Genomic DNA, 26522 nt, shown 5'->3' with positions numbered 1-26522 from the left:
GGGGGGATAGCGGCTGTGGCTTTTCAAGCGGATTTTCAACGAGATGGAATCGGGCTGCGCTCCGGCGGCCTCAAAATACTTCTGGTTGAAGATTCCCGGATGTTTTCCGCCGTTCTCTGCCACCGATTCCAGACGGAACTTGGGCTTGCCGTCAAATCCTGCTCGTCGCTGAAAGCGCTTCGCCGGGAGCTTGCCGAAGACGGTCACGGCTACACCATGGCCGTCGTCGACCTCAACCTGCCGGATTCGCCCTATGGCGAGGCGCTCGACTGCACGATCGAGCACGATATCCCGGCGATCGTCTTTACCGCTACGTTCGATCTCAACACGCGCAACAGGATCATGGAGCGCAATGTCATCGATTACGTGTTGAAGGACAATGAGTTCGCGCTCGACAATCTGGTCGCTACCGTCCGCCGGGCGATCTCCAACCGCAAGACGCGGGTGCTCGTCGTCGACGATGTCGTCTCGGCACGCCAGGTGCTCGTCGACCTCTTGAAGGCGCAGCAATATCTCGTCGTCGAGGCAAGCTCGGGCCTCGAGGCGCTGGCAGCTCTCGAAGCCTACAGCGACATCGAACTCGTCGTCACCGATCACCATATGCCCGATATGAGCGGTTACGAGCTGACGCGGCGCATCCGCCATCGCTTCGGTTCGGACCGGCTGCGTGTCATCGGCGTGTCTTCGTCCAACGATCGCATGCTGTCAGCCAGTTTCCTGAAGGCGGGCGCCAGCGACTTCCTGTACCGGCCGTTTGTCGCCGAGGAGCTGCAATGCCGCATTGCCAACAATGCCGAGACGCTGGCGCAGATGCGGCAGCTGAGGGCGGCGGCGGCATGCGACTACCTGACAGGTCTCTATAATCGCCGTTACTTTTATGACAACGGCCCGAAGCTGGTGAACGAATGCCTGCGGCTGAAAGTGCCGAGTTCAGTCGCCATCCTCGATATCGATCATTTCAAGCGTCTAAACGATACCTACGGTCACGAGATCGGCGACAAGGTGCTGAAGGCGGTCGCCAACCGGCTGTTTACGATCTTCGAGGGCAGCGACAATCTTCTCTCGCGGCTTGGCGGCGAAGAATTCGCCATCCTCTTCCCGCAGATGGATTCAGCCGCTGCGACCAAGCTTTGCGATGAGATCCGCTCGGACATATCGCGGTTGAAGGTCACTGCCGACGACGAGGACCTCGGCGTCACGATCTCCATCGGCATTGCCGAGATCGGCGGCTACGAGACCTTCGAGAATTATTTGAACGCCGCCGACCAGTTCCTCTACATGGCCAAACACAGAGGCCGCAACCAGGTCTATTCCGACGCAAGGATGACGGAGGAGGCGGCACAGTAGGGTGGGCCGTCGCCACTGGTCGTCATCCTCGGCCTTGTGCCGAGGATCTTCTGCCCTATCAACCCGCGGTAGATTCTCGGCACAGGCCGAGCATGACGAGGGAATGGTCAGCTTCTTGTGTTGCGGCCACCTCAGGCGGCGACCGCCTGCCTTGCCGTCGCCATGGTCATCTTGCGCTCGGCGCGCTCCTGCTGCGGCGAGCGATGGTAGAGTTCGCGATAACACTTGGAGAAATGCGAGGCCGAGACGAAGCCGCAGGCGACGGCGACTTCGACGACGGGCATCGAGGATTGCACCAGCAGGTGGCGGGCGCGATCGAGGCGGATTTCGAGATAGTAGCGGGCGGGCGAGCGGCCCATCTCCTGGCGGAACAGCCGTTCGATCTGGCGCCGCGAGAGGCCGGCGCCGTCGGCGATCTCGATCAGCGACAGCGGCTCGGCCAGATTGCCTTCCATCAGCTCGATGATCGACAGCACCTTGGCATTCTGCACGCCGAGGCGGGCGCGCAACGGCAGGCGCTGACGGTCGTGCGGATTGCGCACGCGATCGGTCAGGTGCTGCTCGCAGATGCGGTTGACGAGACTCTCGCCGAAATCCTCGCCGACGAGGTTCAGCATCATGTCGAGCGAGGCAGTGCCGCCGGCGCAGGTATAGAGATTGCCGTCAATCTCGTAGAGATCGGCATAGACCTCCGCCTGTGGGAAGGCTTCGGAGAAGCCCGGCAGGTTTTCCCAATGGATGGCGCAACGCTTGCCGTTCAAGAGCCCGGCCTGGGCCAGCACATGCGCGCCCGTACAGAGGCTGCCGACGGCAACGCCGCGATTGTAGCATTCGCGCAGCCAGGCATTGACCGATTTGTTGTTGAACTGCTCGACATCGATGCCGGAACAGACGAGCACCATGCCCGGCCGGTTTTCGCCGCCGAGATGGCGGCGCTCCTCGGCGAGCGAGGAATTCGCCTCAACGCCGATGCCGCAGGAGGAATAGACTTTTTCCCCGTCGAGGGAGGCGAGCCGCCAGGTATAGGCCTGATAGCCGAGCATGCGATTGGCGATGCGCAAGGTGTCCACGGCGGCCGAGAAGGGCAGCATGGTGAATTGCGGTACCATAAAGAAGACCAGTGAACGCTTCTTGATCTGCATCCTGTTCATAGCGAAATCCATGCTCGAGGGACGATGACATATTCGTTGCGCGGAATGCGTCGCGCCGATGTCCTGAAAGCGACACTGGCATGGAAAAATGCGGCCGGGAAGACAAATATGCGACATCGACCGCGATTTGACCGGTCAAGTCCCGGGCGAGGGCGCTGGCGGCGTGGAAGAAATCTCACAACCAGCCGAAATTCAGCGGCTAAAGTGCAATCGGAAACGAGATGGCGGACACGAAAAAGGCGGCGTTGCAAGATGCAGACGCCGCCCTCATCTCAGGAGGAATGTCGCATTCATTACATAGTCCGGTGTTTGCTGTCGTCGGTGCTCGGCCAGCCGATATCCTTGCGGACGTCGAACGGCATGGCTTCGATTTCGCGGGCAGTCTGCCAGCGGGTCCAGGCGAGCACGAGCTTGTGGGCATAATGGCCCAGATCGAAGCGGCCTTCGCTGGAGGTGAGGGTCTTGCCACCACCCCGATAGGTGAGCGTGGTCATTTTTCGGTTCCTTTCTTGAGCCAGGACATGGTCGCGATGGGAGGTTCGTCCTTGTCCATGCTGCTAATATGGGCTTCGGGAACCCATCATTCAAACGAATAGAGTTTATGGATAACATCAACGATTTTGAATGATCCCGATACGTCCCCCGGGGGTAGCTTTGACAACGGTCGGAGCGGCGAATGGCATGCCGAACCGCACTCAACATCGAGCGCTTGGCCTTCTTGCGACAAGTGATACAGTTGAATTTAGGTCGTTCACCTGGACAATACGAAAAAGGAATTATTCCATGGCAGACCAGAAGCGCCCGCTGCAGCCTGGAGATTCCGCGCCCGCGTTCACGCTGGCCACTGCCAACTTCGACGGAACGGTCTCGCTCGCCGACTTGAGCGGTCGCCCGTTCTTGATCGGCTTCTTTCGCGGGCTGCACTGCCCGTTTTGCCGGCGTCAGGTAGAACAGCTCGCAAGCGAGCAGCCGTCCCTGCACGCCGCCGGGCTGGAGACGGTGGCCGTTATCAACACGCCGGTGGAACGCGCCCGCCTGTATTTCCGCCACCGGCCGACGCCGGTAACGCTTCTGTGCGACCCTGGCTGCCGCACCCATCGCGCCTACGGCGTGCCGCATGCAGAGTTCTTGCCCGACGGGAGCAGCGAACAGCCCGAATGGCCATATGGCGCAACGATGGCGCAATTCCAAGCGGCACGCATCAACCCGACGGGCGAGCTGCCAGAACCGCTGCAGCCGATGGAAGCCAACACGATCCTCAATGCCAAGGACCGCTTCGAGCTTGATGAAGCCGATAAGGCAATATTCGAGAAGCACGCTACTCAGCTTGTCGGGCACTTCCTGGTCGATGCGAACGGCACTATCGGCTGGGCACAAATCGAAGCGCTCGACGGGCCAAACAGCCTCTGCATCTTCCCGACCGCGGCGGAGATCATCGCCGCCGCTGGCAGCCTTGGACGCTGACCTGCAGCGAACGTCCATCCTCAACGGGAGCAGATGCGGCGGGAGTGCGCTCGAAATCATATCTTTCGTCTGCGGACGCTCAGCCAGGGCTCTTTCCCGCGTAGAACCTGGCCCATAGTACTCCCTCCATTCTAAAGAAAATAATGCACCATCAAATGCGGCGAGGGGTGACGACGACGCCGCGCCGGACGGGCGGTCGAACAACAGGTGTCTCCGACGCATGGGGCAAGAAGCTTTGGAACCAAGTCTGCGCCGCATCGTTGCCGTCTGGTAACTGACAATGATGCAAAGGAGGCAACAATGATTTCCGCAGATCAGATCCGTGAACATATGGAAGTGCGGGCTGCTGATGGTACCCATGTCGGCACGGTCGATCATCTCGACGGTCCTACGCGCATCAAGTTGACCAAGACCGACTCCGAAGACGGCAAGCATCACCTGATTCCTCTCGATTGGGTCGATCACGTGGATGCCCATGTTCATTTGTCCAAGAACGCCCGGGATGTCCGCAGCCAATGGGCGACGATCAACTGACAGCGGCTGCATATCCCTGGGATCGGAACCGATTGAGGGATAACTGCAGCAATTCAAAGAGTTACAGCGTCTTCGCGCGTCTGAAAAGACGCGCGTCGCTGCGTTCGGCCGCGGCCTGCAGGCCGTCGCTTGTAAAGGAGCCCGCCCATGCCGAAGCAATTGAACAAGGGCGACTAGGTAGACTGGACTACTAGCCAGGGAAAGACCGAGGGCAAGGTGGTCAAGAAGCAGAGCAGCCCGACGAAGATCAGGGGCCACGAGGTGAAGGCCTCGGCGGAGAAGCCGCAATATATCGTCGAAAGCGATAAATCGGGAAAGCGGGCCGCGCACAGGCCCGCCAAACTCAGCAAGCGTTGAGGGCCTCACCCCAAGCAGAAGGAGGTTTCGATATGCCAGCCAAGTCCAAGGCCCAACAGAAGGCGGCAGGCGCCGCACTCTCGGCCAAGCGCGGCGAGACGCCCAAGAAGGAACTGAAGGGCGCTTCGAAACAGATGATCGAGTCCATGAGCGAAAAGCAACTGGAAGAATTCGCCTCGACCAAGAGAAAGGGCAAGCCCGAGCACGCCTCCAAATAGGAAGACCGTCCGGAATCTCAGTTCGTCGTCGATTGCATCGAGAAACCCGCGACAGCATGGTCGGAAAGTGCGTTCAAAATCGCCCGGGATGACGCCTCGCGGTCGTCTGCCATCCATCGGAGCTCGAAGGTCACGCCTGTTCGGCCATCGCTCGTCGGCCCGTATGCAACAAAGAGGGCACGGCATCCCAAGGGGTTCAGCACCGCCGACAAGTCGGGCACATCGACTTCGGAGCTGTGGATGACGAGCGTCGCCTTGCGTTCGCAGGTCAGCCAGGCGTCCAGGCGCTTCATCGGCGACAGGACGATGAAGGCGACAACCGTCGCCACGGTTCCGGTGACAATCTGGCCACCACCGAAGCAGAGGCCGACCACCGTCATGAACCACAGGGTCGCCGCCGTGGTGACGCCGGTCATCATGTCGCCGCGCCTGAGGATCGCTCCGCCGCCGAGGAAGCCAACGCCCGTCAGGACGCCAAGGGGGAAGCGCAATACGTCCATCTGCGTGAAGTAGCTGAAGGTTTTCCCGTAGGTTGATAGAAGGAGATTGGCCTGGACCATTGCCAGGCAGGCGGCAAGCGCCACCAGGATGGTCGTCCTGAAGCCGGCCGCATGGCCGCCGCGCTCTCGGTCGAGGCCGATAAGGCCGCCGGCGATCACCGTCAGTGCGATCCGTGCGGCAATATCCCACCAGCTCGGTGTCAGCGGCATGCTATCCGTCAGGAACGAAGGCATGTTTCGCTCCAGTCCTTGTCGAAGACATATCGCCATTCGCCGGGCATTCGATCCTCCTGTGCGTTATGCGGCGATAAACGCTATGCGCGGCAGGACGTTCCCGATGTCGTGGCGGGGAAAGCGGCTACCGATGGGCAAGATTGGCGGTTCGTCCGCAGTCGGTGTATGTATAGTCTCAGAATAGGGGGCGCAGGCGCCCTGTTAGTGATCGGCGCACTGCGCCTGACATGGAGTTCTTGATTGGCCGTTGCCTTTACCAAAGAAGAGAGTTTCGAAACCGCGTCGGAAACCCTATTGCCCGACCGTCCGGTTTCGCCGCACCCGAATCTCGTTACGGAAGCGGGGCTGAAGGCTCTCGAACTGCAATTCCAGCAGGCGCGTGAGGCCTATGATGCGGCGAGCATCATTGAAGATGTGAATGAACGGCGACGGCAGACTGCCAATCCTTTGCGTGATCTTCGCTACTTAGCGGCAAGACTTCGCACCGCCCAACTGATGCCTGACCCTACGTCAGCCGACGTGGTTGCCTTCGGCAGCACGGTGACCTTCCGCCGCGACGATGGGCGCGTGCAAACTTATCGGATCGTCGGAGAGGACGAGGCAGAGCCGAAGGCTGGATCGATTTCCTACGTCTCGCCGGTGGCGCGGCTTTTGATGGGCAAGGCTGCCGGCGATGCCGTGGAGGTGGGTGGCCATGAGCTGGAGATCATCGCCATCGCATAGAGACGGTGCAAAGGCGGCAACCGGGGAAGCGCAGCCAATCATCGTCATAATTGGTACTGTTAGGTCCTTTATTTATGGAGCCTTTACCACCCGCGGCTTAGAAGGTGACATTCATCATCGAAATTCATGTTCACGGTCAGCGGAATTTCCAGTTCTGCATCCACCGTTTTGAGTTCAGCCGCGCTTCAACCTCGTCTTCCAGTCCGTCGGATGACCTTTCCTCTCTCGAAGCGCAGCTTGCCCAAAAGCAAGCGGCTCTGTCGCAGACGTATGACGAGCGAGAGAAGGCGACAATCGAGAAATCGATCGAGACGCTGGAAGCGAAGATCGCCAAGATCGAAGCGACCGAGCGGCAAGGGCCAGGCACCGGCCTCGTCGAAGCCCGCTGCCGCAGCTCCTGGGGAAATCTCCGGCGAGAGCGAACGCATCGGCACGAAGAATTTCGATGAAACCAGCGAATTCGGCAGCCGTAAGGCTTAGGTGTGATCGAAATACTTTCTTAGGCGCGATCAAACGCCGGGGGATTGGTTTTCGATCTGTCTTTTCCGAGATTGCGCCCTGCCACGCTGATGACTTCGCGCGTCAGCTCCGCCAGTCGATCGGCGGCAAAGCGGTTTATCTGCCAGAACAGGGGAACATCGAGGGGGGTGTCGGCAATCAGTTCGACCAGTCGTCCCGACGCCAGATGCTCGCGGGTCAGTTGAGTCGGGTTCATTCCCCATCCCATGCCTGACAGGGTTGCCTCGACAAAGCTTTGCGGCGAGGGGAGCCAATGGGTGGGATAGTCGAGATCGCGTCCGAAGGTCTGGCGGACCCAGGTGCTCTGCAGCCTGTCCTTCTGGCTGAAGGTCAGAGCCGGGGCGTTGCGGATTGCCTCGGCGGTCACACCCTGCGGAAAGTTACGGGCGACGAAATCGGGCGTTGCCGTCGCATGATAGCGCAGAACGCCAAGCGCGAAACGCCGGCAGCCCCTTATCGGTTTTTCCAGGCTGGTGACGGCCGCGATCACGCGGCCGCGCTGCAGCCATTCGGCGGTGTGATCCTGATCGTCGACGGCGATATTCAACAGATAGGAGGAGTTTCTGGCGAAGGTCGACATCGCTTCCACGAACCAGGTGCCGAGACTGTCGGCATTGGTGGCGACCTGAAGCGTCACCCTCTGGCGTGGCTCGCCGGGATCAACGAGCGCGGGCAGATGGCCGAAGAGCTCGGCTTCGAGCATGCCGACGTTTTCCATATGGCGGCACAACCATTCTCCCTTTTCGGTCGCGATGCACGGCGTGCCTCTAACGACGAGCACAACGCCGAGACGCTCCTCGAGCTGCTTGACGCGCTGCGAAACGGCCGAAGGGGTGACGTTCAACACGGTCGCGGCGCGTTCGAAGCTGCCTGTCTGGACGACAGTCGCGACGGCACGGAGGGCGGAGTAGTCAAGCATGGATTAGCGCTGCTTAATTGAGATTAGGCAGATTAATTAGCCTAATTCTCTTCGCCGCGATAGCGAAGTCCCGTCGAAGCGAAAGGCGATTGCAGAAGCGATGAATTTTTCAATCTATTTTACCGGCCTGATAATGGGCCTCAGCCTGATTGTCGCAATCGGCGCTCAGAATGCTTTCATTCTCCGCCAGGGCCTGCGCAATGAGCATGTCTTTGCCGTCTGCCTCGCATGCGCGCTATCCGACGCCGTGCTGATCGTGCTCGGTGTCACCAGCCTGCAGCAGATCGCCAGGCTGATGCCCTGGCTGGATCCGGTCATGCGTTACGGAGGAGCCGCGTTTCTCGCGTGGTATGGCGCAAAAAGCCTCTATTCCGCCTTGCGGTCGAACGCCGCTCTCGCGGCCGCCGAGGCCAAAACGGCAAGCTTCAGACAGACGCTTGCGACCTGCCTCGCGCTCACCTGGCTCAATCCGCACGTCTACCTCGACACGGTGGTGCTTCTCGGCACGATCTCGACGCGTTATCCGGGACAGGAGCCTTCCTTTGCCGCAGGCGCCGTGACCGGTTCCTTCCTGTTTTTCTTTTCCCTCGGATATGGCGCGACCTGGCTCCGGCCGATCTTCTCGAAGCCGTCGGCCTGGCGGATGCTGGAAACACTGGTCGCTGCGACCATGTGGATCATCGCCTTCAAGCTCATGGGCGGGATGTGATCGCCTTCGCGGATCAGGCATCCGAGGTCACGACATCTTGGCGCCAGGGTCAGGTTGGATCAATGGGGGTGGAAACCTTTTGACGGGCGGGTGTTTCGACAGCTGTCGTGACCTTGCGCCGAGATCCGAAAACTTCGGCTGCGCACATTACGCGCGCGATTCCACGATCCTCAGGTGGCGATTCGGCCGAGCGGCTACCCTCGGCAAAGGCAACTCTTCACGCTGGCAATCGGCCAGCAGGTGCGATGGGAATCGTTTCAATTCCCGGAGGGCATGTTCGTGGTTTGCATCTCTGCGCCGGCGCGACTTGAATGCGGAAAGGGTCTGTAGGATATTCCAGGTGCTTGCTTGCGCCATGTCGAGCCTCCTTTGCTGCATCGTTTTTCCGATACACAGACTATGGGGAGCGATTGACATTCAATCAAACCAAATGATATTGGGTTATAAATCAGAAAAATTGAAAGATGCGACGATGAGCCTACCCTTTCGCCGTCCCATTCCTTTGCTTGACAACGATGTGCTGCGCACTTTCGTCGCCATCGCCGAAACGGGCAATTTTTCCACCGCCGCAGAAGCGGTCTTCCGCACGCCGTCGGCAGTCTCCATGCAGATCAAGAAGCTCGAGGAACAGCTCGGCGCGACGCTGTTTTTGCGTGACGCCCGCTCGGTGACGCTGACGCGTCATGGCGAGATGCTGCTTTCTTACGCGCGCAACATCCTGGCGCTGTCGAACGAAGCAGTATCGCGCTTCATCATGCCGGAGCTGACCGGTGTCGTGAGACTCGGCGCCCCGGAGGATATTGGCGAGCGGCTGCTGCCGAGAATTCTGAAGAGTTTTGCCGAAAGCTATCCCGGCATCATGGTCGACGTGACGATCGACATGAGCGTTGGTCTGAAGAAGCGCATGGAGGAGCAGCGGCTCGACCTGGCGCTGATCAACTGCGCCACGCGGCCGTTCCCGACCGGCGGCGAGGTGGTGTTCCGCGAGCGGCTGGTCTGGGCCGGCGCCCGTTGCGGTTCGGCGCATCGCCGCGATCCTTTGCCGATCTCGATCTGGGAGGACGGCTGCATCTGGCGCCAGGAGGCGCTCTCCCAGCTCGAACGCAACAAGCGGCCTTATCGCGTCGCCTATCTCAGCGGTCACACGATGGCCCAGCGTGCCGCTGTGCTTTCCGATCTCGCCATCGCGCCGCTGCCGCTTTCCTATGTCAGCGAGGACATGGCGATACTCGGACTGCAGGAAGGGCTGCCGGAGCTCGGCTCCTTCGATATCCGGCTTCTAACCGCCGCCCAGGTGTCAGGTCCGATCGAGACGGTGGCCGACAGCATTCGCGGCGCTTTTGCCGAAAGAGCCAAGGCAGTTGCCGCCTGAGGATGCTTTCAACCGTTGAACCTTTTGTTCCCTTGTGCGTTATCGGCGCGAACGGCCCATAAGTGCCGTTCGGGGTTGATTTCAAACAAGGATATTCGAAATGACGACAACGGCCAAAATTGCCGCAGCCTTCATGGTTCTTCTCGCGCTTTCCTCCTGCGGCAACACGATCCGCGGCATTGGAAAAGATACGGCGAGCGCCGTCAACGCCACGCAGGATGCCGGCCGCTCGGTCGATCGCGCTGCGAAGAAGTGAGCGGTAGAGGATAGCTTGAAGCCTAAAACCGGACCACTCCAGCGAGTGGCCGGGACCGGCCGGGCCCGGACCGTCCTAACGGACGACCGGGGGATATGCCTTTTCGAGACCACCGGATCGGCCGAGACCCGTCCGGAGGGCTTGGTAGGCGGGATGCTGGCTTGAGCGGGCCGTTTCCATCAACCGTATCTGCAGCCGATCCGGCGCCTGCGTCCCGAGCCACAATCCAAGATTTTCAAGCTTCAGCGAGTTCAGGAAACGCGATTCCGTGGCAAGGTCGAGATGGCGTCGCAGGCCGTCGAGCAGGTTATCGTCCTGCGCGGCGTTTTCCATGAGCAGGGCCAGATAGGACTTATCGGCTTCTGACAGCGCGGCGAGCTTTTCCGCGAAGGTATCGCGGTCGGGAAAGGGAATGTTGGCTGTCATTCGAATCGTCCGGTCGTTGGTGCTATCTGCCGTTATAGGCTCGCTTTGACTTTCTCGGCTACATCGACCGGCACCCATTTCATCCACAGGCTCTCGTAATTACGCAGGAAATAGATCGCGGCATCCTCGTTGCTTTCGCGGTTTTCATCCTGCCAGGCGAGCACCTGATTGATCGTCTCATTGTCCCATTTGCGACTCTTGAGATAGGCGGTGACAGGCCCGGCGCGGCTGGCGAAAGACCTGGTCATCAGCGTGAAGGCGCGCGAGACTGGATAGGAGTTGAGCTGGGGCCTGACACAGCCGGCAACCGCCGTGCAACTGTCCCATTCGGTCTTGCTGTGTCCAACGCCGAAGCTCAGCCGCGTCATATCGTATTTGCCGAGGATGGCGGTCGGCGCCCAGTAATAGCCGAGCCAGCCGATCTTGTTGTCGAAAGCTCGGGCGATCGAGGCGTCGAGCCGTTCGGGGCTGCCGGTTTCGACAAGTTCGAAGCCTTTCTTTTCGGCGGCAAGGGCCTTGAAGAGGTTGGTGGTCGATATCTGGCAGCTCCAGTCGGCGGGACAGTTGTAAACTGCGCCCTTCGATGCATCATCCTCGGCAGGGAAGAGGTCGGGCCGTTTCAATGCGTCTTCGACCGAGCGGATATCCGGATTGGCGTCGGCAATGAATTTCGGGATCCACCAGCCTTCAACGGCGCCATCGGCAAGGATTTCGGCCCCTTGCACCAGGCGGCCGGAGTTGATCGCCTGATCGAGCAAGGCCCTGACGGAGTTGATCCAATATTCGGAGGCGATGTCGGGCGTGCCTTTCTCGTTCATCGAGGCAAAGGTCGGAAGGGTGTCGCCGGCGACGATGGTGACGGAGCAGCCATAGCCCTTTTCCAGGATGATCTTGTCGAAATTTGCCGCAATACCGGCCGAGGCCCATTTCATCTCGGCAATCGAAACCCTGCCGCATTCGGCGGCCTCGGCAGGCGCGGCGGTGGTAAAAAGAGCCGCGGCAAAGACGGCCGGAACCAAAAGCCTCTTCATCGTCACCCCCAAATTCTTCTTAGGTGGACGCGCTCTCAGATCTAAAATCCGCCAGTAGGTCTTTCCGGCGCCTAAAAGGGAAATGCCTGCCGGGCGATGCCGCAACAGGCTTTCCGGTTCACGGGCGCCGTCGTCCTTGCGGCTCCAACAGCTCGTCGCAGGCCATATTCAATAGTGGCGCATTTTGGTGAAGCCTACGCGTTCGCTCGTAGAAATCAACCGTCTTCTGCTCTTGGTTGCGTGTCTAAATCATTGAATTCGAAGAATTTATGTCACAATCCCGAAAATGGCGGCTTTCAGCGAAAATACGCGCAGTCCGCGACCGCCGGCGGCTCTCCTGCAGAAATCTTGGCGAGAATATCAAAAAAAGTCAAAATTAACATTTGCGTAAGCCTTCAATAACTCTCCGGTAAGAATGTGCCGCTATCAGTTGGGTCGTGGCGGCAACAACCGCTGCTTCTCCGGTTCAGGTAGTGCGTACCGGAGCAAGCGAGCTTCGCCGTGTAGGGGCGAAGACGCCTGAGTTTTCGGCAAACCGCGCAGAGCCAAGGCTATGCGCGGTTTTCGCGTTTTGACCGGGCAGATCACGTCTTGACCCGGGATCGGCGGCCATTGTAGGCCTCGCCTCAACGAAAGGCGACGGCCATGGCAAGAGCGATCATGCTGCAGGGAACCGGCTCGGATGTCGGCAAGACGGTGCTGGTCGCGGGGCTCTGTCGGCTGGCGGCCAATCGCGGACTGGCAGTCCGGCCGTTCAAGCCTCAGAACATGTCGAACAATGCGGCGGTCGCCGACGACGGCGGCGAGATCGGCCGGGCGCAATGGCTGCAGTCGCTCGCCGCCCGCACGCCGTCCTCGGTGCATATGAATCCGGTGCTGCTCAAGCCGCAATCGGAAAACGGCAGCCAGATCATCGTGCAGGGCAGCGTGTTCGGACAGGCGAAGGGGCGGGATTATCAGCGGCTGAAGCCTCGACTGCTCGGCGCCGTGCTCGAGAGCTTCGAAACAGTGGCTGCCAGTGCCGACCTCGTCGTCGTTGAAGGCGCCGGCTCGCCGGCTGAAATCAATCTCAGAGCCGGCGATATCGCCAATATGGGCTTTGCGACGAAGGCGGGCGTGCCCGTCGTGCTCGTCGGCGATATCGACCGCGGTGGCGTCATCGCCTCGCTGGTCGGCACGCATGCGATCCTCGACGACGGCGACCGGGCGATGATCGCCGGCTATATCATCAACAAGTTCCGCGGCGATGTTTCGCTGTTTGACGATGGCATCCGCGCCATCCAAGACTTCACCGGCTGGCCCTGCTTCGGCATCGTGCCGTGGCTGCCGGATGCCGCGCGCCTGCCGGCCGAAGATTCGGTCGTGCTCGAACGACTGGTGAGGAGCGGGACGGGGGCGCTGAAAATCGCCGTGCCGATGCTGCCGCGCATTGCCAATTTCGATGATCTCGATCCGTTGAGAGCGGAGCCGGATGTCGAACTTGTTTTCGTGCGATCAGGTGAGCGGCTGCCTATCGATGCGAGCCTGGTAGTTCTTCCCGGCTCGAAATCGACGATTTCGGATCTCGCCGATCTCAGGGTTCAAGGCTGGGACCGCGATCTTGCGGCGCATGTCCGGCGCGGTGGCCGGGTGATCGGCATTTGCGGCGGCTACCAGATGCTCGGTCGCACGGTACGCGATCCGCTCGGCATAGAAGGCGGGACGATCGAGGCGGCGGGGCTTGCGCTGCTCGACGTCGAGACCGAGATGGCGCCTGAGAAGACCGTGCGCAACAGCCAGGCCCGTTCGACAGAATACGACCTATCGCTGGCCGGCTACCAGATCCATCTCGGCGTCACCCGCGGCCCGGATTGCGTCCGGCCCTCGGCGATTGTCGACGGCGTGCCCGACGGAGCGCTGTCGGCGGACGGGCGGATCATGGGCACCTATCTGCATGGGCTCTTCGGCAGCGACGCCTACCGCGCCCGGCTGCTTCAGAGCTTCGGCCTATCCGGCGAGCGGCGGAATTACCGTGACAGCGTCGAGCAGGCGCTCGACGAGATCGCCGGGGAATTGGAACGTCACCTCGATCCGCACTGGCTGGCGGGGCTGCTCGGTTAGCCGCAGCGGTGCGGCCGAATTGCGCATCAGTTTCACTCGACCGGGAGTAGCATCGCGACAGGAAGCAGGCTAATGGATGGGAAGTTCGCGCGATATCGCTCTTTCATCGCCTGTCGGGCGATTTGGGCCGGAAAGCTTCCTTCAGCTTGTCGCCCTCATTCGGAGATTGAAAAAATTAACGATCATATTCAGTGGCTTATCGACCAGGGAATCACCTGTGAGCATATTGGCGACCTCGTCGCCGGTCTATGCGGCCGGCTGATTGCGGCCGGCGTTCCGATCTGGCGTGCGAGCATCAGAATGCCTTCCCTCCATCCCATGTATCGCGGCGTCGCCGCCAATTTCGAGCGGGGCGGTGCAATCGTTCTCGAGAATGCGGAGCATGGCAGCGAGACGGAACGTAGCTTCGAGATGACGCCGATCTTTCACCTTTTGAGCCGCGGGGAGAAAACCGGGCGATGGAACCTGGCGAAAGGCGAGGGGCTCCAGTATGCCGAGCTTCACGAATTCGCGCTTGCCGGCGGCACGGATCACGTCATCAGCATTTTCGAATTCCCGAAGGAGGTCGCGCTACGCGGACTGGGCTTTTCGCTCACCAGCGATGCGCCCGGCGGATTTTCCGACGACCAGCTGGCAATCATCCAGGAGCTGTTGCCGGCTCTGGGGTTGGCCGCCTACCGTGTCGCGGTTTCGAAGACCGCGACGGAAATCCTCGCTGTCTATACCGGCGCCAGAACGAGTGCGCGTATCCTTGCAGGCGAAACCCGCAGGGGAATGGGCGGCTCCATCGATGCCGCCATCCTGCTCGCCGACCTACGCAATTTCACGGCGCTGACCGAAGTATACCAGCCTGCGGAGATCGTCGGGTTTCTCAACGAGCATTTCGAGCTGATCGACCGGCATGTCGAGGAAAATTCCGGCGAGATTCTGAAATTCATGGGTGACAGCGTGCTGGCGATTTTTCCGACGGAGGCCGATGACCCGCAGAATGCCTGCAAGGCGGCGCTGACTTCGGCCCAAAGTCTGCTGAAGGCAAACGAAGAGCTCAATCGCCAGCGCACGCGCAACGGGGGGCCGGATATCGGCATCGATGTCGTCTTGCATCTCGGCGAGGTTTTCTACGGAAATGTCGGCGCTCACGGCAGGCTGGACTTCACGGTGATCGGCAGAGCCGTCAACGAAGCTTCGCGGCTGGAAAAGCTGTGCGGAATGCTTGAGCAGCACCTGCTGCTGTCGGAGAGTTTCGCGGCAACCTGTGCCGTGCCCTGTGACTATCTCGGGTCTTTCGAGCTTCGCGGCGTTTCGAAGAGGGCCGACGTCTTCAGGCTTGCCGGCGCCGCCTCGTAGCGGCTCAGATCTCGCCCGATACTTCGCGGCGGCGGCGATCGAGTTCTTCGCTGTAGCGGCGCAGCGTGTGGCTTTCGCTGAGCTGGCCGACCACCTTGCGCTCGATCAGATTGTTGACGACGGCGAGGGCTTCGCTTTCGCTCTTGTCGAAGATCGCAGCCGCCTGCCTGGCGTTCATCTGCGGCTGCAGGAAGTCGTTGCGGTAGCGGACGAAATCGGCAAGCGTCTGGCCCTCGTCCTGGACATCGGTCGGATTGGCGTAGATCTCGGGCACCAGCACGAGCCCGGCATATTTGTCGTTCTCCTCGACGAGAATGACACGCTGGGTCGAGCCGATCGGGAAGGCTTTCTTGAACTCATCCAAGGAGATGCTCGCCTTTGCGGTCTTGACGTCGGCGCGCATCAGCTTGTTCACCGTCAGGTTGCGGATCCAGCCGACGTCGTGGGCGCTGCGGATGCTTTCGCCGCGCAGATGGAAGCGCCATGTGGCGAAGGAATAGCCGAAGGTCGAGCGCACGACGAGCGAGGAGGTGATGACGGCGGCAAGCACCAGCGCCGTGATCGGAAAATCGCCGGTGATCTCGAGCGCGAGGAAGGTCATCGTCAGCGGTCCGCCAATGACAGCGACGGCCAGCGAACTCATCCCGACCACGGCATAGATCACCGGCGTCAGCGTGGCATCGGCGAAATAGGGACCGCAATAGGCAAAGAGCTTGCCGAGCAGGGCGCCCATGAACAGCGAGGCGAAAAACAGGCCGCCCCTGAAGCCGGAACCGATCGAAATTGCCGAGGCCAGCGATTTCAAGAGAAAGAGGCTGATCAGGGCCGGGATCGTCACGTCGCGGGAAAGGTTGAGGTGCAGTGCGCCGTGACCGGCTGATAGCACCTGCGGCGAGATCATCGCGAGAAGTCCGACGATGATGCCGCCGAGCGCAGGGCGAAAGGGCGGGGCGATCGAGCTTTTGCGCGCAAGCTCCTCGACGAAGGCCACACCCTGCATGAGAAGAATGCCAACGCCGGCGCAGAAGACGCCGAGCAGCAGCGCCGGGATATAATCGGCCGGCACGACCGAGCCGAAGCTGCCGATATCGATGGTGAAATCGCCTTCGGCAAGCAGCCTCGCGACGAGGGTGGAAACGAGGGCGGAGACGACGACCGGGGTCAGTGACACGATCGTATAGGTGCCGATGATCAGTTCGAAGGCGTAGAAGGCGCCCGTCAACGGCGCGTTGAAGGCGGCGGCGATGGCGCCGGCCGCGCCGCAGCCGACGAGAATGCGCAGGTCTGAGCGGCGCAGCTGCAGCTTCAGGCCAAACTTGGAAGCAATGCCGGCAGCAAGCTGGGTATAGCCGGCCTCCAGGCCGACGGAGGCACCGAAGCCGTTGGAGATCAGGTTCTGGACGGCGACGATGATGCTGTCGGTCAGCGAAAGACGGCCACCATGCAGCGCATTGGCCTCGATGGGATCGACCATCGGCTTCTTGCGCCGTTTGGCGAGCATCAGGAGCAGCATGCCGAGCAGAACGCCGCCGACGACGGGCGCGGTGAGCAGCAGCATCTTGTCCTCGATGACCGACGCGCTCAGCCTTTCGGTGTCGGCGATGCCGAAGACCAGCTGGTGCAGCTCGTTGGAAACGTAGCTCATGCCGGTGACGGCAAGCCCCGAGGCAATGCCGACGATGGCGCCTGCCAGCGACAGGCCGACTTCACTGCGGCGGGTCAGCGCGCGCAGCCGTCCCGGGTCGAAGAAAACACGCAGCGCCCGGAAACGGCGCCGATCCAATTTCATAAGCATGGCTACACAACTAGGCGGGGAGAGGCCCGGTCAAGGGCGGCGGTGGTGTCCGCTTGCGATGCAATTGCGGCGAAAAGCCGGCGCGCGGGACAAATTTTTATGGACGTAAGCCTCTGATAATAGACGATGTTTTCGGTAGGGTAAGTCGTGTTGTTGGAAGCTTTCTGTCGCCCGGCCGTCGCCTCGGTCGTCAACGCCGGTTGACTCTATCCTCTGCCTTGCCTAACCATCCCTCAACGGATGGTCGCTTGACCATCCTGACATAACGGATGGTTCCGGATCGGCAGTTGCCCTTCCGGATGAAAAGGGAATGTGACGGGGCGGACCCAAGCCGGGCGCCTTCATCACAGCCGACCCCGCGACTGTAGAGCGGTCAGGGTCCTCCATCCGGCATCGAGCCCTTCCGGCCGGCGGCCTGCAATCGTGCAGGCGGGCGGGACGGGTGACGTGCCGGAAAAGCCACTGGAAATGCATGGTGATCAACCGGGGTCGGACGCCTCTATCTCTAGGAATCGTCCACCTTTTCACCGATGCAGCCGGGAAGGCGAGGCGGATCCGCCGGCACGATCAGGGGCGACCGGTTTTCCGGTCCGCCCCGATCGCGGCCGATAACCGCGAGCCAGGAGACCTGCCTTCCGTACCGGGCGAAAAGCCCACCTTGGGCAAAGAGACCCGCTGCCAGCACGGAGGTTGTTTTGGCTGAACGTTTGAATTCGGCGCGGCCTCGTGTGGCAGATGGGGGGCTTTCAGCCTCCTGCGTCGGGTATGTGGCACCCCCCTCTGTCCTGGCGGACATCTCCCCACCTGTGGGGGAGATGTCCGCCAGGACAGAGGGGGGTATTACGTCCCCGTCGGCCAACGGTAGAATACGCGGAGCAAATCGAAGCGCCGCCCACCCTGGCAGGAGTGTCGCGGCATGACCGATCTCCTCGCCAATCCCACCCTCGTCCTCGGTGGCGCGCGCTCTGGGAAATCCCGCTTCGCCGAAAACCTCGTCACATCGAGCGGCCTCGAGTGCCATTACATCGCGACCGGGCGTGCTTGGGACGAGGAGATGCAGGCGCGCATTGCCAAGCACAGGGCTGATCGCGGCCCATCCTGGACGACGCATGAGGAGCCGCTCGATCTTGTCGGCAAGCTTGCCGCCATCGACGGGCCGGAGCGGATCGTCCTGATCGACTGCCTGACGCTCTGGGTCACCAACCTGATGATGGAAGAGCGCGACATGGCAGCGGAATTTGCGGGGCTCGTCGATTTCGTGGGGCATGCAAAGGCGCGGCTGGTCTTTGTCTCCAACGAGGTCGGGCTCGGCATCGTGCCGGACAATCGCATGGCACGGGATTTTCGCGATCATGCCGGCCGATTGCACCAGATGATCGCGGCGAAAGCCGCCGAAGTCTATTTCATCGCGGCAGGCCTGCCGCTGAAAATGAAGGGTTAAAGTTTCATGAACCAGAAGATTCCCGCAACCGTCATCACCGGCTTTCTCGGTGCCGGCAAGACGACGATGATCCGCAACCTGCTCACCAATGCAGGCGGCAAAAAAATCGCGCTCATCATCAACGAGTTCGGCGATCTCGGCGTCGATGGCGACGTGCTGAAGGGCTGCGGCGCCGAAAGTTGCAGCGAGGACGACATTATCGAACTGACCAATGGCTGCATCTGCTGCACCGTTGCCGACGATTTCATTCCGACGATGACGAAGCTGCTCGAGCGTGAACAGCGGCCCGACCATATCGTCATCGAAACCTCGGGTCTTGCCTTGCCGCAGCCACTGGTCGCCGCCTTCAACTGGCCCGATATCCGCACTCAAGTGACCGTCGACGGCGTAATCACGGTGGTCGACAGCGCGGCTGTCGCTGCCGGCCGCTTTGCCGACGACCACGATGCCGTCGAGGCGGCGCGCAGCGAGGATGAATCGCTCAATCACGAAAGTCCGATCGAAGAGCTGTTCGAAGATCAGCTGACCTGCGCCGATCTGATCGTGCTCAACAAGACCGATCTGATCGATGTGGCCGGTCTCGGCCGCGTGCGCGACGAGGTCGCTTCCCGCACCCAGCGCAAGCCCGCGATGATCGAGGCGAGAAACGGCGAGGTGCCGGCCGGCATCCTGCTCGGCCTCGGTATCGGCACGGAGAATGATCTGGCCAACCGCAAGTCGCACCACGAGCTGGAGCATGAGGACGGTGCGCCGCACGACCACGACGAATTCGACAGCTTCGTCGTGGAGCTTGGCCCGATCGTCGATGTTGCCGGCTTCGTCGAACGGCTGAAGACGATCATCGCTGCTCACGACGTCTTGCGCCTCAAGGGCTTTGTCGACGTTTCCGGGAAGCCAATGCGCCTGCAGCTTCAGGCGGTCGGCAGCCGCATCGATCACTATTTCGATCGTGCCTGGGCAGCCGGTGAAAGGCGCGCCACGCGCCTCGTCGTCATCGGCCTGCATGAGATGGATGAGGACGCCGTGAGAACGGCGATCGAGGCGCTGGCTTAACCGATGCATCTGCTTCTGGCCCAGCAGGGAACGATCAGCGATGGCGAGGAGGCAATCGACCTCGGGCAGACGCCGGGCGATATCCTGTTCCTGTCGGCGGCCGACAGCGAGCTTGCGGCGATCGCGGCCGCCCATCGCGCCTGCGGCGGGCCGCACTCGCTGAGGCTCGCCAGCCTGATGAGCCTAAAACATCCGATGTCGGTCGATACCTATATCGAGCGCACGGCACGGCATGCGAAGCTCATCATCGTGCGCGCACTCGGCGGCGCCAGCTATTTCCACTATGCGCTGGAGGCGCTGCATGCGGCAGCGGCCCGCAGCGGCGCGCTGATCGCGGTACTGCCGGGTGACGCCAGGCCGGATGCGGGGCTGACACCGTTTTCCAATATCGGGCTCGATGATCTCAATGCCCTATGGGCCTATCTGATCGAGGGCGGCGATGCCAATGCACGCGCCTTTCTCGATTATGCCGGAGCGATGCTTTCGGGAGGAGAGAAGCCGGCACCGGCGGTGCCGCTGATGAAGGCGGGAATCTGGTGGCCGGGGCGGGGGCTGATCGGCGTGGAGGAGTGGCGGCAGGTTGCCGGTTCGCATGTTGCGCCACCTTCGGCCGCCGAGCGTGGGATGGAGAAGGTGGAACTCGAACCCACAACATCCCCCATCGTCGCCGTCAGCTTCTACCGCGCCCTCGTCCAAAGCGGCGAAACCCGCCCCATCGAAGCGATAATCGAAGCCTTGCAGGCACTTGGTCTCCGGCCGCTGCCGGTATTTGCATATAGCCTCAAGGATCCTGTCTCCACAGGCATTCTCGAAAGCGTATTTTCGGCGCTGAAACCCGATGTCGTGATCAACACGACCGGCTTCGCCGTCTCCGCACCCGGCGCCGATCGGCAGCCGACCGTGCTGGAGGCGAGCGGCGCGGTGGTGCTGCAGGCGATCCTGTCGGCCTCGTCGCGGGAGGCGTGGGCCGCCTCCTCGCAAGGCCTGTCGGCGCGTGATCTCGGCATGAACGTGGCGCTGCCCGAGGTCGACGGCCGGGTGCTGGCGCGGGCGGTCTCCTTCAAGACGGCGGCGCGTTACGATGCGGCGGTCGAGACGAACATCGTCGCCAGCGAACCGGACACCGGCCGGGTGCGCTATACGGCGGAACTCGCCGCCAATTGGGCGCGGCTGCGCACCACGCCGGCGCGTGACCGGCGCATCGCCCTCGTCATGGCGAATTATCCGAATCGCGACGGCCGGCTCGGCAACGGGGTCGGTCTCGATACGCCGGCCGGCAGCATCGAGGTGCTGCGGGCGATGGAAGCCGCGGGTTATCCGGCCGCCGATATTCCGGCCGACGGCGACGCGCTGATCCGGCATCTGATGCAGGGGCCGACCAATTCAGGGCATGACGGCCGGGTGATCCGCGAGACGTTATCCCTCAGTCGTTACAACAGTTTCCTGGCGTCTCTTCCCAATCAGATTCAGGATGAGGTGAGAGCCTGCTGGGGCGATCCCGAGAACGATCCGTATTTTCGCGAGGGTGTCTTCGCCCTGCCTTTCGCCCGCTTCGGCGGCATTCTCGTCGGCATTCAGCCGGCGCGCGGCTATAATATCGATCCGAAGGAAAGCTACCATTCGCCGGATCTCGTGCCGCCGCACGGTTATCTTGCCTTCTACGCTTTCCTGCGCCGCGAGTTCGGCGCCGACGCCGTCATCCATATGGGCAAACACGGCAATCTCGAATGGCTGCCGGGCAAGGCGCTGGCGCTGTCGGAGAACTGTTATCCCGAGGCCATCCTCGGGCCGCTACCGCATCTTTATCCCTTCATCGTCAACGATCCGGGCGAGGGCACACAGGCCAAGCGGCGGGCTGCCGCCGTCATCATCGATCATCTGACGCCGCCTTTGACCCGGGCCGAGAGCTATGGACCGCTCAAGGATTTGGAAGCGCTGGTCGACGAATATTACGAGGCCTCCGGCGGCGACCCGCGCCGCATCCGGCTGCTCAGCCGGCAGATTCTCGACCTTGTCACCGATATCGGCCTCGACCGGGATGCCGGTATAATCAGCGGCGAAAGCGAGGGCGAAGCGCTGAAGAAGCTCGACGCCTATCTCTGCGACCTCAAGGAAATGCAGATCCGCGACGGGCTGCATGTCTTCGGGGTGTCGCCCGAGGGGCGGTTGCTGACGGATTTGACCGTGGCGCTGGCACGGGTGCCGCGCGGACTGGGCGAGGGCGGGGACGCGAGCCTGCAGCGGGCGATTGCGGGGGATGTGTTGAAAAACCCCTCCCCAACCCCTCCCCACAAGGGCGAGGGACTTACCGTTGAGCGCGCGGTTACCTCTGAGATCAAAGTCGATGACGAGACAGCGCGCCCCGCAACCCCCTCCCATCTGTGGGGAGGGGTTGGGGAGGGGTCTTCTGTTGACCCTCTCGACTGCGACATGGCCGCTGCCTGGACCGGCTCACGTCCTCAGATTCTCGCCGACCTCCTGGATACCCCCTGGCGCACCAACGGAGACACCGTCGAGCGGATCGAGCTGCTGGCGGCCAGGCTCGTCTCCGGGGAGATTGCCTGCCCCGCGGAATGGACGGCGACGCAGGCGGTGCTCTCCGAGATCGAGACCCGTCTCAAGCCCTCTATCCTTGCCTGCGGCCCGGCGGAGATATCCGGCCTGCTTGCCGGCCTCGACGGCCACTTCGTTGCCCCCGGTCCCTCCGGTGCGCCGACGCGCGGGCGGCCCGATGTGCTGCCGACAGGCCGCAATTTCTATTCGGTCGACAGCCGCGCGGTGCCGACGCCGGCGGCTTACGAACTTGGCAGGAAATCGGCGGAACTGCTGGTACGCCGCTATGTGCAGGACCACGGCGAGTGGCCTGATACCGTCGGCCTGACGGCCTGGGGAACGTCGAACATGCGCACCGGCGGCGACGATATCGCCCAGGCGCTGGCGCTGATTGGCGTCAAGCCGCTCTGGGATATGAGCTCGCGGCGAGTCACCGGTTATGAGGTCATACCGCAGGCGGTGCTTGGGCGGCCTCGCGTTGACGTGACGCTCAGGATTTCCGGCTTCTTTCGCGACGCTTTTCCCGAGCAGATCGCCTTGTTCGACAAGGCGGTTCGCGCCGTCGGCGCGCTGGAAGAGGACGATTCCGACAATCCGGTCGCAGCGCGCATGCGCGGCGAAGCGGCAAGGCTTGCTGCCGCCGGTCTCGACGCCGCCTCGGCGAAACGGCGGGCGGGTTACCGGGTCTTCGGCTCGAAACCCGGCGCTTACGGCGCCGGATTGCAGGCGCTGATCGACGAAAAGGGCTGGGAGCGGCGCGCCGATCTCGCCGAAGCCTATCTCGTCTGGGGCAGCTATGCCTATGGCGCCGGCGAGGAGGGCAAGGCCGAACGCGGCCTGTTCGAGGAGCGGCTACGCTCTGTGCAAGCCGTCATTCAGAACCAGGACAACCGCGAGCATGACCTGCTCGACAGCGACGACTATTACCAGTTCGAGGGTGGTATGGCGGCTGCGGCCGAGTCACTGAGCGGCGCGCGTCCCGCAATCTATCATAATGATCATTCGAGACCCGAGCGGCCGGTGATCCGTTCGCTGGAGGAAGAGATCGGCCGGGTGGTGCGCGGGCGTGTGGTCAATCCGAAATGGATATCCGGCGTCATGCGCCACGGCTACAAGGGAGCGGCCGAAATCACCGCCACCGTCGACTATCTCTTCGCCTTCGCGGCGACGACGGGGGCGGTCGGCGCGCATCATTTCGAAGCGGTCTACCAGGCTTTCGTCGCCGATCCCGCCGTGCGCGATTTCATGGTCGAGAAGAACCCTGCGGCATTCGGCGAGATGAAGGAGCGGCTGCGCGAGGCGATCGACCGCGAGCTCTGGACGCCGCGCAGCAATTCGGCCCGGTTCGACCTGGCCGCCACGCAACTGAATGAGGTGCACCGATGAACGACGAAACTCCGGAAAACGAAGCGGCCAAGGATGATGCACGCCACGCCGAGAAGATGGCGAAGAAGAAGGCTGCACGCGACAAAATCATGGCGACAAAGACTGATGGCAAGGGCCTGATCATCGTCCATACCGGCAAGGGCAAGGGTAAGTCGTCGGCCGCCTTCGGCATGATCTTCCGCCATATCGCCCACGGCAAGCCATCGGCCGTTGTCCAGTTCATCAAGGGGGCGATGTGGACCGGCGAACGCGATCTAATCGAGAAGCATTTCTCCGATCTCTGCCGGTTCCACACGATGGGCGAGGGTTTTACCTGGGAAACGCAGGACCGCGCCCGCGACGTTGCAGCCGCTTCGGCCGCCTGGGAAAAGGCCAAGGAGCTGATCCGCGACGAGCGCAATTCCATGGTGTTGCTCGATGAGATCAACATCGCACTGCGCTACGACTATCTCGATATCAGCGAGGTGGTGGCGTTCCTGAAAACAGAGAAGCCCCACATGACGCATGTCGTGCTGACGGGGCGCAACGCCAAGGATGAGCTGATCGAGATTGCCGATCTCGTGACCGAGATGGAGCTTATCAAGCATCCCTTCCGCTCGGGGATTAAGGGCCAGGCAGGCGTCGAATTCTGAGGCGCTTGGAGGATTCGGCGGTTAGGCGCCGAGCCAGACACGCAGCGGGTTCGCGGGATCGGCGAGCAGCTTTACCGCCAAGGCGAGGCAGACGATGACGAGCAACGGTTTGATCAGCTTGGCGCCGATACGCATGGCAAGCCGTGAGCCCAGCTGGGCGCCGAGGAACTGGCAGATACCCATCAACAGACCGATTTTCCACAGGATCGCGCCGAAACTCGCGAAGACGATGAGTGCTCCGAGGTTGGAGCCGAGATTGAGAAGCTTGGTATGGGCGGTCGCCTTCAGCACGCCGAAGCCGGCCAGCGTGACGAAGGCGAGCATGAAGAAGGAACCGGTGCCGGGGCCGAAGATGCCGTCGTAAAAGCCGATGGCCGGCACGAAGGTCAGGCCGAAGACGAAAGGCGTGATGATCCGGTGTTTGTCGAGATCATTGAGGTTCGGCTTGACGGCAAAGAAGATCGCGATCGCCAGGAGCAGCACCGGCATGATCGCCTGCAGCACCTGTCCTGGCACGATGGTGGCAAGGGCGGCGCCGATCGCCCCCCCCATCACGGCCATCAGCGCCATCGGCAGCTGTTCGTGCAACTGCACATGGCCCTTGCGGGCATAGGCGAGCGTTGCCGAGGCGGCGCCGAAGATCGACTGCACCTTGTTGGTGCCGAGCGTCTGCAGCGGCGGAATGCCGGCAATCAGCATGGCGGGGACGGTGATGAGGCCGCCGCCGCCGGCGATGGCATCGACGAAACCGGCAAAGAAGGCAGCCGCGCAGAGCAGCAGAAGCAGATGGAGGGCGATGTCAGGCAAGAGGCTATTCCAGAAGGGTTTTCAGCCGGCTTGTTGCATTTCCCCCTCCAAGCTGCAATGGCTGCGAGGACACAGCGCGGGCGCATTCGACGGCTTCCATGAGTGATATTTCTTTCGATAGCGCGAGGCGACATGTGCTCGGGCTCGGCTGCGAGCGCGGGACGCCGTCCGGGGAGGTGCTGGCGCTTGCCGTCGAGGCGTTGAAGGCGGCCGGCATCGGCAGGACGGAGCTTGCTGCCATCGCTTCCATCGACAGCCGCGGGCAAGAAGCGGCGATCCTTGCCGTTGCGGCGCATTTTGGCGTGCCTGCCGTTTTCTTCGATGCACTGCGGCTGGAGCAGGAAACGCCGCGGCTCAAAAATCCCTCGGCCATCGTATTTGCTCGCGTCGGCTGCCATGGTGTGGCGGAATCGGCGGCGCTTGCGGCGATCGGCGCGGATGCCGAACTGGTGCTCGGCAAGATCAAATCCGCGCGTGCGACAGCGGCGATTGCCCGCATCGGGTTGCAGAAACCCTGACGGTCGTTATGTTGGCGGCAACTCGCGGCGCCAACCGGCAGCTCAGCGATTCATATCTAGAGGACAATCATGCACAAGGTCATCTATGACACTGACCCGGGCGTTGACGACGCCATGGCGCTTCTTTTCCTGCACCGCCATCCCGAGATCGATGTGATCGGCATCACCACCGTTTTCGGCAATGCCTCGGTCGAGACGACGACACGCAATGCGCTTTTCCTCAAGCGCGAATGGGATATTCCGGCACCCGTCGCCAAGGGCGCGAGCGTCACCATCGATGTGGCGCGCGCCGAGCGGGAATGGCCGGCCATGGTGCATGGGGACAACGGCCTCGGCAATATCGAGGTGCCGCACACGATCGACCTGCCGCTCGATCCCCGGCCGGCGCACCGCTTCATCATCGACACGGTACGGGCCAATCCCGGCGAGGTCAGACTGGTGGCCGTCGGGCGGATGACCAATCTGGCGATGGCGCTGAAGGAAGACCCCGAGATTGCCGGCCTGGTGAAGGACGTTGTTATCATGGGCGGCAATTTCTATGTGCCTGGCAATGTCTCGCCTGTCGCCGAAGCCAATATTCACGGCGATCCCGAAGCGGCAGACATCGTCATGACGGCGCCGTGGAAGGTGGTCGTCATCGGCCTCGACGTCACCTCGATCACCACGATGCGCCGCAGCTATCTCGGCGCAATGGCGGCCAAGGGCGACGCGGCGGTGAAGCTGCTCGACGGGCTGTCGCAGCATTACATCGATTTCTACACCCATGCCGTCGATGACGGCATGATGGTGCATGACAGCTGCGCCGCCGTTTACGTCGTGGCGCCTGAGCTTTTCACCACCATCACCGGCGCGGTGCGCGTCGTCTGCGGCGGCATCGCCGATGGCCAGACGGTCATCAAACCGGATGGCCGCCGCTTCCCGCCCGGCGACTGGGACGGCCTGCCGAGCCAGATCGTCGCTACGGGAATCGAGTCGCAAAAGGTGATCGATCTGATCCGCGATACGCTGCTTCGGGCCTGAGCGGCCGGCAGGCCGGTGCAGACTGCTGGCCAGGCCCGCCAACACTTCTTTCGTCATGCTCGGGCTTGTGCCGAGCATCTGCCTCCGTTTGTTCCGGCAGCAGATGCTCG

At 61.9% G+C, this 26522-nt stretch carries 26 protein-coding genes, 1 pseudogene and 1 riboswitch; of the genes and pseudogenes, 18 read left to right on the top strand and 9 right to left on the bottom strand.

The window, feature by feature from the left end; genetic code table 11:
• Positions 1-15: 15 nt before the first annotated feature.
• Positions 16-1347 (top strand): diguanylate cyclase, encoded by a 1332-nt coding sequence (locus A7X77_RS08025; protein WP_039620426.1) that lies wholly within the window; start codon positions 16-18, stop codon positions 1345-1347.
• Between the two features lie 131 nt (positions 1348-1478).
• On the opposite strand, the gene A7X77_RS08020 is transcribed toward A7X77_RS08025, so the two are convergent.
• A complete protein-coding gene (locus A7X77_RS08020; RefSeq protein ID WP_003579912.1) occupies positions 1479-2498 on the bottom strand; it encodes a GlxA family transcriptional regulator in 1020 nt (339 codons plus the stop codon).
• 293 nt (positions 2499-2791) lie between these two features.
• On the bottom strand, positions 2792-2992 hold the full coding sequence (locus tag A7X77_RS08015; protein ID WP_010034163.1) for a hypothetical protein: 201 nt from the start codon (positions 2990-2992) through the stop codon (positions 2792-2794).
• Between the two features lie 289 nt (positions 2993-3281).
• Between A7X77_RS08015 and A7X77_RS08010 the strand changes: the two genes are divergently transcribed.
• From A7X77_RS08010 to A7X77_RS07995, 4 genes and pseudogenes are all read left to right on the top strand, one after another.
• On the top strand, positions 3282-3962 hold the full coding sequence (locus A7X77_RS08010; RefSeq protein ID WP_064682432.1) for a redoxin domain-containing protein: 681 nt from the start codon (positions 3282-3284) through the stop codon (positions 3960-3962).
• Between the two features lie 300 nt (positions 3963-4262).
• Positions 4263-4496 carry a DUF2171 domain-containing protein gene (locus tag A7X77_RS08005; RefSeq protein WP_010033775.1) on the top strand — a complete coding sequence of 78 codons (234 nt, stop codon included), beginning with the start codon at positions 4263-4265 and terminating at the stop codon, positions 4494-4496.
• Positions 4497-4643: 147 nt separating this feature from the next.
• Positions 4644-4853 (top strand): annotated as a pseudogene (locus tag A7X77_RS08000) (DUF2945 domain-containing protein).
• A gap of 32 nt (positions 4854-4885) precedes the next feature.
• Positions 4886-5071 carry a DUF3008 family protein gene (locus A7X77_RS07995; protein WP_064682431.1) on the top strand — a complete coding sequence of 62 codons (186 nt, stop codon included), beginning with the start codon at positions 4886-4888 and terminating at the stop codon, positions 5069-5071.
• A 17-nt stretch (positions 5072-5088) separates the two neighbouring features.
• On the opposite strand, the gene A7X77_RS07990 is transcribed toward A7X77_RS07995, so the two are convergent.
• Entirely contained in the window at positions 5089-5805 is a 717-nt protein-coding gene (locus A7X77_RS07990; RefSeq protein ID WP_064682430.1) for an MgtC/SapB family protein, read from the bottom strand.
• A gap of 240 nt (positions 5806-6045) precedes the next feature.
• On the opposite strand from A7X77_RS07990, the gene greA reads away from it, so the two are divergent.
• Both greA and A7X77_RS07980 read left to right on the top strand, forming a co-directional pair.
• Positions 6046-6528: a transcription elongation factor GreA gene (greA, locus tag A7X77_RS07985; protein WP_064682429.1), complete on the top strand. Its 483-nt coding sequence runs from the start codon at positions 6046-6048 to the stop codon at positions 6526-6528.
• Positions 6529-6632: 104 nt separating this feature from the next.
• Positions 6633-6977, top strand: a complete 345-nt coding sequence (locus A7X77_RS07980; protein ID WP_245293717.1) for a hypothetical protein — start codon at positions 6633-6635, stop codon at positions 6975-6977.
• A 50-nt stretch (positions 6978-7027) separates the two neighbouring features.
• On the opposite strand, the gene A7X77_RS07975 is transcribed toward A7X77_RS07980, so the two are convergent.
• Positions 7028-7966 carry a LysR family transcriptional regulator ArgP gene (locus A7X77_RS07975; protein ID WP_064682428.1) on the bottom strand — a complete coding sequence of 313 codons (939 nt, stop codon included), beginning with the start codon at positions 7964-7966 and terminating at the stop codon, positions 7028-7030.
• A gap of 100 nt (positions 7967-8066) precedes the next feature.
• Between A7X77_RS07975 and A7X77_RS07970 the strand changes: the two genes are divergently transcribed.
• Complete coding sequence (locus A7X77_RS07970; RefSeq protein ID WP_064682427.1) at positions 8067-8675, top strand: LysE/ArgO family amino acid transporter; 609 nt, start codon at positions 8067-8069, stop codon at positions 8673-8675.
• A 147-nt stretch (positions 8676-8822) separates the two neighbouring features.
• On the opposite strand, the gene A7X77_RS33820 is transcribed toward A7X77_RS07970, so the two are convergent.
• Positions 8823-9032, bottom strand: a complete 210-nt coding sequence (locus tag A7X77_RS33820; protein WP_064682737.1) for a hypothetical protein — start codon at positions 9030-9032, stop codon at positions 8823-8825.
• Between the two features lie 73 nt (positions 9033-9105).
• Here A7X77_RS33820 and A7X77_RS07960 point away from each other — a divergent pair, with 73 nt between their 5' ends.
• Both A7X77_RS07960 and A7X77_RS07955 read left to right on the top strand, forming a co-directional pair.
• The gene (locus A7X77_RS07960; protein WP_170964940.1) at positions 9106-10047 is read left to right on the top strand and encodes a LysR family transcriptional regulator; all 942 of its coding nucleotides are present in this window, start codon (positions 9106-9108) and stop codon (positions 10045-10047) included.
• A 100-nt stretch (positions 10048-10147) separates the two neighbouring features.
• Positions 10148-10303, top strand: a complete 156-nt coding sequence (locus A7X77_RS07955) for an entericidin A/B family lipoprotein (protein ID WP_010034675.1) — start codon at positions 10148-10150, stop codon at positions 10301-10303.
• A gap of 75 nt (positions 10304-10378) precedes the next feature.
• On the opposite strand, the gene A7X77_RS07950 is transcribed toward A7X77_RS07955, so the two are convergent.
• Together A7X77_RS07950 and A7X77_RS07945 are read right to left on the bottom strand one after the other, a co-directional pair.
• Positions 10379-10729 (bottom strand): hypothetical protein, encoded by a 351-nt coding sequence (locus A7X77_RS07950; protein ID WP_064682425.1) that lies wholly within the window; start codon positions 10727-10729, stop codon positions 10379-10381.
• A gap of 32 nt (positions 10730-10761) precedes the next feature.
• On the bottom strand, positions 10762-11760 hold the full coding sequence (locus tag A7X77_RS07945; RefSeq protein ID WP_064682424.1) for a glycine betaine ABC transporter substrate-binding protein: 999 nt from the start codon (positions 11758-11760) through the stop codon (positions 10762-10764).
• Between the two features lie 645 nt (positions 11761-12405).
• On the opposite strand from A7X77_RS07945, the gene A7X77_RS07940 reads away from it, so the two are divergent.
• Together A7X77_RS07940 and A7X77_RS07935 are read left to right on the top strand one after the other, a co-directional pair.
• Positions 12406-13860: a cobyric acid synthase gene (locus A7X77_RS07940; protein WP_064682423.1), complete on the top strand. Its 1455-nt coding sequence runs from the start codon at positions 12406-12408 to the stop codon at positions 13858-13860.
• A gap of 72 nt (positions 13861-13932) precedes the next feature.
• A complete protein-coding gene (locus tag A7X77_RS07935; RefSeq protein WP_348626285.1) occupies positions 13933-15207 on the top strand; it encodes an adenylate/guanylate cyclase domain-containing protein in 1275 nt (424 codons plus the stop codon).
• A gap of 4 nt (positions 15208-15211) precedes the next feature.
• Here A7X77_RS07935 and A7X77_RS07930 read toward each other — a convergent pair whose 3' ends face one another.
• Positions 15212-17002: a chloride channel protein gene (locus A7X77_RS07930; protein ID WP_064682422.1), complete on the bottom strand. Its 1791-nt coding sequence runs from the start codon at positions 17000-17002 to the stop codon at positions 15212-15214.
• Between the two features lie 253 nt (positions 17003-17255).
• Positions 17256-17404, top strand: a riboswitch (cobalamin riboswitch).
• Between the two features lie 514 nt (positions 17405-17918).
• Here A7X77_RS07930 and cobU point away from each other — a divergent pair.
• The 4 genes from cobU to cobO are packed head-to-tail and all read left to right on the top strand — an operon-like array spanning position 17919 to position 24067.
• The gene (gene cobU, locus A7X77_RS07925) at positions 17919-18443 is read left to right on the top strand and encodes a bifunctional adenosylcobinamide kinase/adenosylcobinamide-phosphate guanylyltransferase (RefSeq protein ID WP_064682421.1); all 525 of its coding nucleotides are present in this window, start codon (positions 17919-17921) and stop codon (positions 18441-18443) included.
• 6 nt (positions 18444-18449) lie between these two features.
• Complete coding sequence (gene cobW, locus A7X77_RS07920; RefSeq protein ID WP_064682420.1) at positions 18450-19496, top strand: cobalamin biosynthesis protein CobW; 1047 nt, start codon at positions 18450-18452, stop codon at positions 19494-19496.
• 3 nt (positions 19497-19499) lie between these two features.
• Complete coding sequence (cobN, locus tag A7X77_RS07915) at positions 19500-23435, top strand: cobaltochelatase subunit CobN (RefSeq protein ID WP_064682419.1); 3936 nt, start codon at positions 19500-19502, stop codon at positions 23433-23435.
• Positions 23432-24067, top strand: coding sequence for a cob(I)yrinic acid a,c-diamide adenosyltransferase (gene cobO / locus A7X77_RS07910; RefSeq protein WP_064682418.1), 636 nt, complete (start codon positions 23432-23434; stop codon positions 24065-24067). Before cobN ends, cobO begins: the two co-directional genes overlap by 4 nt.
• A gap of 21 nt (positions 24068-24088) precedes the next feature.
• Here cobO and A7X77_RS07905 read toward each other — a convergent pair whose 3' ends face one another.
• On the bottom strand, positions 24089-24874 hold the full coding sequence (locus A7X77_RS07905) for a TSUP family transporter (protein WP_064682417.1): 786 nt from the start codon (positions 24872-24874) through the stop codon (positions 24089-24091).
• 98 nt (positions 24875-24972) lie between these two features.
• Between A7X77_RS07905 and A7X77_RS07900 the strand changes: the two genes are divergently transcribed.
• Positions 24973-25392: a cobalamin biosynthesis protein gene (locus A7X77_RS07900; RefSeq protein ID WP_064682416.1), complete on the top strand. Its 420-nt coding sequence runs from the start codon at positions 24973-24975 to the stop codon at positions 25390-25392.
• 69 nt (positions 25393-25461) lie between these two features.
• Positions 25462-26412 (top strand): nucleoside hydrolase, encoded by a 951-nt coding sequence (locus A7X77_RS07895; RefSeq protein WP_064682415.1) that lies wholly within the window; start codon positions 25462-25464, stop codon positions 26410-26412.
• Positions 26413-26522: the final 110 nt, after the last annotated feature.

It is taken from the genome of Rhizobium bangladeshense (genome assembly GCF_001662075.1).
In the GTDB taxonomy this organism is placed as follows: domain Bacteria; phylum Pseudomonadota; class Alphaproteobacteria; order Rhizobiales; family Rhizobiaceae; genus Rhizobium; species Rhizobium bangladeshense_B.
This window is presented reverse-complemented; position numbering and strand designations above follow the sequence as displayed.

Excerpts from the sequence above, each read along its gene's own strand:
- A7X77_RS08020 (WP_003579912.1), bottom strand. The coding sequence starts at position 2,498 with ATGAACAGGATGCAGATCAAGAAGCGTTCACTGGTCTTCTTTATGGTA.
- A7X77_RS08015 (WP_010034163.1), bottom strand. The coding sequence starts at position 2,992 with ATGACCACGCTCACCTATCGGGGTGGTGGCAAGACCCTCACCTCCAGC.
- A7X77_RS08010 (WP_064682432.1), top strand. The coding sequence starts at position 3,282 with ATGGCAGACCAGAAGCGCCCGCTGCAGCCTGGAGATTCCGCGCCCGCG.
- A7X77_RS08005 (WP_010033775.1), top strand. The coding sequence starts at position 4,263 with ATGATTTCCGCAGATCAGATCCGTGAACATATGGAAGTGCGGGCTGCT.
- A7X77_RS07995 (WP_064682431.1), top strand. The coding sequence starts at position 4,886 with ATGCCAGCCAAGTCCAAGGCCCAACAGAAGGCGGCAGGCGCCGCACTC.
- A7X77_RS07990 (WP_064682430.1), bottom strand. The coding sequence starts at position 5,805 with ATGCCTTCGTTCCTGACGGATAGCATGCCGCTGACACCGAGCTGGTGG.
- A7X77_RS07975 (WP_064682428.1), bottom strand. The coding sequence starts at position 7,966 with ATGCTTGACTACTCCGCCCTCCGTGCCGTCGCGACTGTCGTCCAGACA.
- A7X77_RS07970 (WP_064682427.1), top strand. The coding sequence starts at position 8,067 with ATGAATTTTTCAATCTATTTTACCGGCCTGATAATGGGCCTCAGCCTG.
- A7X77_RS33820 (WP_064682737.1), bottom strand. The coding sequence starts at position 9,032 with ATGGCGCAAGCAAGCACCTGGAATATCCTACAGACCCTTTCCGCATTC.
- A7X77_RS07960 (WP_170964940.1), top strand. The coding sequence starts at position 9,106 with ATGATATTGGGTTATAAATCAGAAAAATTGAAAGATGCGACGATGAGC.
- A7X77_RS07955 (WP_010034675.1), top strand. The coding sequence starts at position 10,148 with ATGACGACAACGGCCAAAATTGCCGCAGCCTTCATGGTTCTTCTCGCG.
- A7X77_RS07950 (WP_064682425.1), bottom strand. The coding sequence starts at position 10,729 with ATGACAGCCAACATTCCCTTTCCCGACCGCGATACCTTCGCGGAAAAG.
- A7X77_RS07945 (WP_064682424.1), bottom strand. The coding sequence starts at position 11,760 with ATGAAGAGGCTTTTGGTTCCGGCCGTCTTTGCCGCGGCTCTTTTTACC.
- A7X77_RS07940 (WP_064682423.1), top strand. The coding sequence starts at position 12,406 with ATGGCAAGAGCGATCATGCTGCAGGGAACCGGCTCGGATGTCGGCAAG.
- A7X77_RS07935 (WP_348626285.1), top strand. The coding sequence starts at position 13,933 with ATGGATGGGAAGTTCGCGCGATATCGCTCTTTCATCGCCTGTCGGGCG.
- A7X77_RS07930 (WP_064682422.1), bottom strand. The coding sequence starts at position 17,002 with ATGCTTATGAAATTGGATCGGCGCCGTTTCCGGGCGCTGCGTGTTTTC.
- cobU (WP_064682421.1), top strand. The coding sequence starts at position 17,919 with ATGACCGATCTCCTCGCCAATCCCACCCTCGTCCTCGGTGGCGCGCGC.
- cobW (WP_064682420.1), top strand. The coding sequence starts at position 18,450 with ATGAACCAGAAGATTCCCGCAACCGTCATCACCGGCTTTCTCGGTGCC.
- cobN (WP_064682419.1), top strand. The coding sequence starts at position 19,500 with ATGCATCTGCTTCTGGCCCAGCAGGGAACGATCAGCGATGGCGAGGAG.
- cobO (WP_064682418.1), top strand. The coding sequence starts at position 23,432 with ATGAACGACGAAACTCCGGAAAACGAAGCGGCCAAGGATGATGCACGC.
- A7X77_RS07900 (WP_064682416.1), top strand. The coding sequence starts at position 24,973 with ATGAGTGATATTTCTTTCGATAGCGCGAGGCGACATGTGCTCGGGCTC.
- A7X77_RS07895 (WP_064682415.1), top strand. The coding sequence starts at position 25,462 with ATGCACAAGGTCATCTATGACACTGACCCGGGCGTTGACGACGCCATG.